A 3,624-nucleotide genomic window follows, 5' to 3' on the forward strand; every position below is an offset into this window, starting at 1 on the left:
CCTCTCCTTTGAGTTCATTGCCTAAATGCTGCGCCAGAGATTCAACACTTGGGTAATCGTAAAGAAGGGTAGGAGCGAGTTCCTGCTTTAACCATTCCTCTAAGTCCCCCGTGATTCCAACAGCTGCACTTGAATCCAAACCATAGTCATTAAAGTCTAAGGTAATATCCACCTCATCGGGTTCGATTTCTAACATTTCAGCCAGATAGGATACTAACCAAGCTTGAATTGTTGCTGCAGTTATAGGTTCTTGAGGAGGAGCTATGTGACCATTGTCAGTGCTACTTACTGAAGTATTACTTACTGAATCTATTATTGGCATCTCGGCAACTTCTAGATTTTGAGTTTCCATTGTTTAAAAATCCTCGATAATTATTGCTACAATTTACATCAAATGTTCAATTTTGGGAGATAGCCTTAGCTTCTATCATTCCTGTTGTTGGAACTTTAACCTCCCAGACCAAGTCAGCCAATTCACTAGTGCGGATTTAACAGTAAGCTAAGTTAATACTGAGAAGCAATAACAATTGCCAACCCCAATCCCATCACTCTTAATCGTTATTTTTGGCTTCGGTTTCTGCGTGGAATCCGCCATCGATTCTACTGGTGTTGTGGGATCTAAATGCATCGACATAGGTCTTTCTCAGATTCTGCTGAATTTAATACATCCAAAGTTCCATCTGAGATGCGGCAAGGGGACTCCCGTTATACCCGGCACGGGTTAGCGGGAGGGGAATTGCCGCCAACAAGTAAACTACCCGATAGGGTATCCTTATTTTCAAGATTGATATTCATAGCCGTCAGCCTTGTGAATAGTTTTCAAGTATTTGGGATGTACGTCAAATTTTTGAGTTGGTAGTTGAAGGGTAAAGCTAGGTCTAAAGCGAATTGCAATACGTCCGACATATTGACCAGCAAACTTACCTTTGATGACATCAGCTTTAACAATATCACCTGTTTGAAAACCCTGAAAAAACTTAGCTTTTGGAGCGTGAGCTTTCGGAAACCCATATTTGTTAGGACGACAACGCTGCCTAGTTCCGTGTCCTTTAGCTGCAATTAACAGCGGTTTTATTCCCCTGATAAGTAGCCGCTCAGGTGTTGATTTACCAACACAAGAAGCATCAGTCCAATGGTGTTTTTCAATCATTCTGACCTTACGGTTAAATTTGGTCAGTCCCCCAGAACCTACTTCTACAGGTAACCCGGTTTCTTGAAGTCTTCTATACAATTCCCATCGGGTAGTATTAACCGCAGTCGCGTCTTTAAGTGAAGTCTTGGTTTTCCCCTTAATTTTCTTCAATAGTTCAGGCTTTTTACTTAAAAAATCTTCTACATATTTGTTACCTTTTTTCTGATTACAAGGTCTACAAGCTAAGGTGAGATTGCTTACTCTGTTAGAACCTCCTTTTGATTTGGGGACAATGTGTTCTATTTCCAATGGGGTGTTTTCAGCGTTGCAGTAGACACATTTTCTTCCCCATTTGGCAAGCAAGTATTCCTTGACCTCAAAGCCGAATAACTCACCGCGTTGATATTCAACCTCGCTAATTTCAGGGTTTGGCATTTGCTGCAAATCAAACCTGACTAACTCTTTAGAAATAGCGCTAATCGGACAGACTTTTCTAATTCGTTTCACCCAAGTCTCAATATTGTTAATTCGGCTTTCAAGAGATGGGGGTAACCATCCTTGTCTACCAGTTCTGTTCAAAAAACGAGGTTTGCGATATCGAGTCTTACGGTTGCGTCTACCTCTCCTTAATGCCCTGCGAGAGTCTAGAGAATTCTTAATCTGTTGTCCCCTGTGAGATATTTCTAAGGCGCTTGTGACACGTCCTGTTTCTTCTTGAACAATAGCCATCCCGCTTGTTTTACTACCAGGGTCTATCTTTAAACGATGTGAATGAGTGACAGATTTTTCTAAAATCCTGTCTTTTAATACAATTGTAAATGGGTACCGTTTAAATACTTTAGCCCTTCCCATGTTCAATAGCTCTCTTGCTCGTGCCGGGTGGCATGGATCCAGTGGTTTCTTATTTTGATCTAGAACGAAAACTCGCATTACTTTGAACACTCCACAATGTGGGTAAAGTTTGCCTGTGCAAAGCACACGCTTGCGCGAACGACAATGTTATCTAGCTTTGTTCGGTACAGCTCACTGGCTTAACTCGCTACACCTGTTTAAAGCTGTACGACAGTTGCTACAAACTGGCACGCATTTGTAGGTGTCATGAGCTAGATAACGTAGCTCGCTTAGAGCTTAGTCTGGTCAACTATGAGCTTTTTACAAGCTCCCGCTATAGTCTGAAGGACTTAGCGGTGAGTTGTTGACTGAGAAAATTAGCTCGACAACGATGACGCTGAATCTTGCCACTGGAAGTCTTAGGGATACTCCCAGGTTTTAACAGTGCTACATCATGAACCTGCAGTTCGTGGTCAGATGCTACTGCCCGACGAATATGTCTGACTACCTCCTGTGTGTCTAACTTTCGTAGGTAAGTCCGCTCTACTTCCTGAACAATGACTAGTCGCTGTTCACCGTTGACCTCCATTACAAAAGCTGCTCCTGAAGCTGGTCGTAAAGCAAGATGACTCCGCTCCACCGTCAGTTCAATATCTTGGGGATAATGATTGCGACCGCGAATGATAATAACATCCTTGAGGCGACCTGTAACAAATAGTTCTCCATTGTTTACAAATCCTAGGTCTCCAGTCCGCATAAATGGACCTTTTCCTGTATCTGCTATGTAGCCATGAAACGTCTGTTTTGTTTCCTTTGGTTTCTGCCAATAGCCACCAGCTACACTGGCACCGGACACCCAAATTTCTCCTACTTGGTTATCAGCGCATAGCTTTAAGGATTCAGGGTCAACGATGGCAATTTTTTGGTCTAACCATGACTGGCCACAACCTACAACCTTACGGAGACCTGTAACCTCGCTACAGACGGGTATTACTTTATTTTGTTCTAGTGCTTTCCCATCAAGCGAACAGATAACTGGTTGCTCTGTTTTCAACCCCCCAGACACAAATAACGTGGCTTCTGCCATGCCATAGCAGGGGTAAAACGCCTCTTTTCGGAAGCCACAGGGGCCAAATTTAGCAGCAAACTGCTCTAGGGTCTCGGCACGGACTGGTTCCGCTCCTGTAAAAGCCACATCCCAGCTGCTCAGATCTAGAGTAGCCAACTGCTCTGGCTTCACCTTGCGAATGCACAGATCGTAAGCAAAATTAGGGCCACCACTAGTGGTAGCTTTGTATCGGGAAATCGCTTTTAACCAACGTATAGGCGTCTGCAGAAATGCCAGGGGTGAGAGGAGAATACAGGGGATCCCCAAATATAAGGGCTGAAGCACGTTGCCAATTAGCCCCATATCATGGAATAGAGGCAGCCAACCAACAAAAATGGTTTGTTCGCTATGTCCGAAGGCTTGCTTAACCATCCGCTCATTGTGTAGCAGATTACCGTGACTTACCATTACTCCTTTCGGTGTCCCGGTAGAACCGGAGGTGTACTGGAGAAAGGCCAGGCTACTGCTGTCTAGGGTTGGTTCAGACCAGTCCAACCCTTGGTCGCGTACGCATTTATTGGTAGCAAGCAGGTGCAGCCTCCCCAGAGCTGGA

At 44.1% G+C, this 3,624-nt stretch carries 3 protein-coding genes; all 3 read right to left on the reverse strand.

Features of this window, described 5'->3' with window-relative positions; all coding sequences use genetic code 11:
- Nucleotides 1-352: acyl carrier protein (locus tag F6K57_RS39735; protein WP_293074296.1), on the reverse strand; the 352-nt coding region annotated here is incomplete at its 3' end.
- A gap of 426 nt (nt 353-778) precedes the next feature.
- The gene (gene iscB, locus F6K57_RS39740) at nt 779-2,062 is read right to left on the reverse strand and encodes an RNA-guided endonuclease IscB (protein WP_293074302.1); all 1,284 of its coding nucleotides are present in this window, start codon (nt 2,060-2,062) and stop codon (nt 779-781) included.
- Nucleotides 2,063-2,297: 235 nt separating this feature from the next.
- Nucleotides 2,298-3,624, reverse strand: a 1,327-nt coding sequence (locus F6K57_RS39745; RefSeq protein WP_293074299.1) for a fatty acyl-AMP ligase, incomplete at its 5' end; no start/stop codon positions are given.

Source organism: Moorena sp. SIO4A5 (assembly GCF_010672005.1).
GTDB lineage: Bacteria > Cyanobacteriota > Cyanobacteriia > Cyanobacteriales > Coleofasciculaceae > Moorena.

Excerpts from the sequence above, each read along its gene's own strand:
- iscB (WP_293074302.1), bottom strand. The coding sequence starts at position 2,062 with ATGCGAGTTTTCGTTCTAGATCAAAATAAGAAACCACTGGATCCATGC.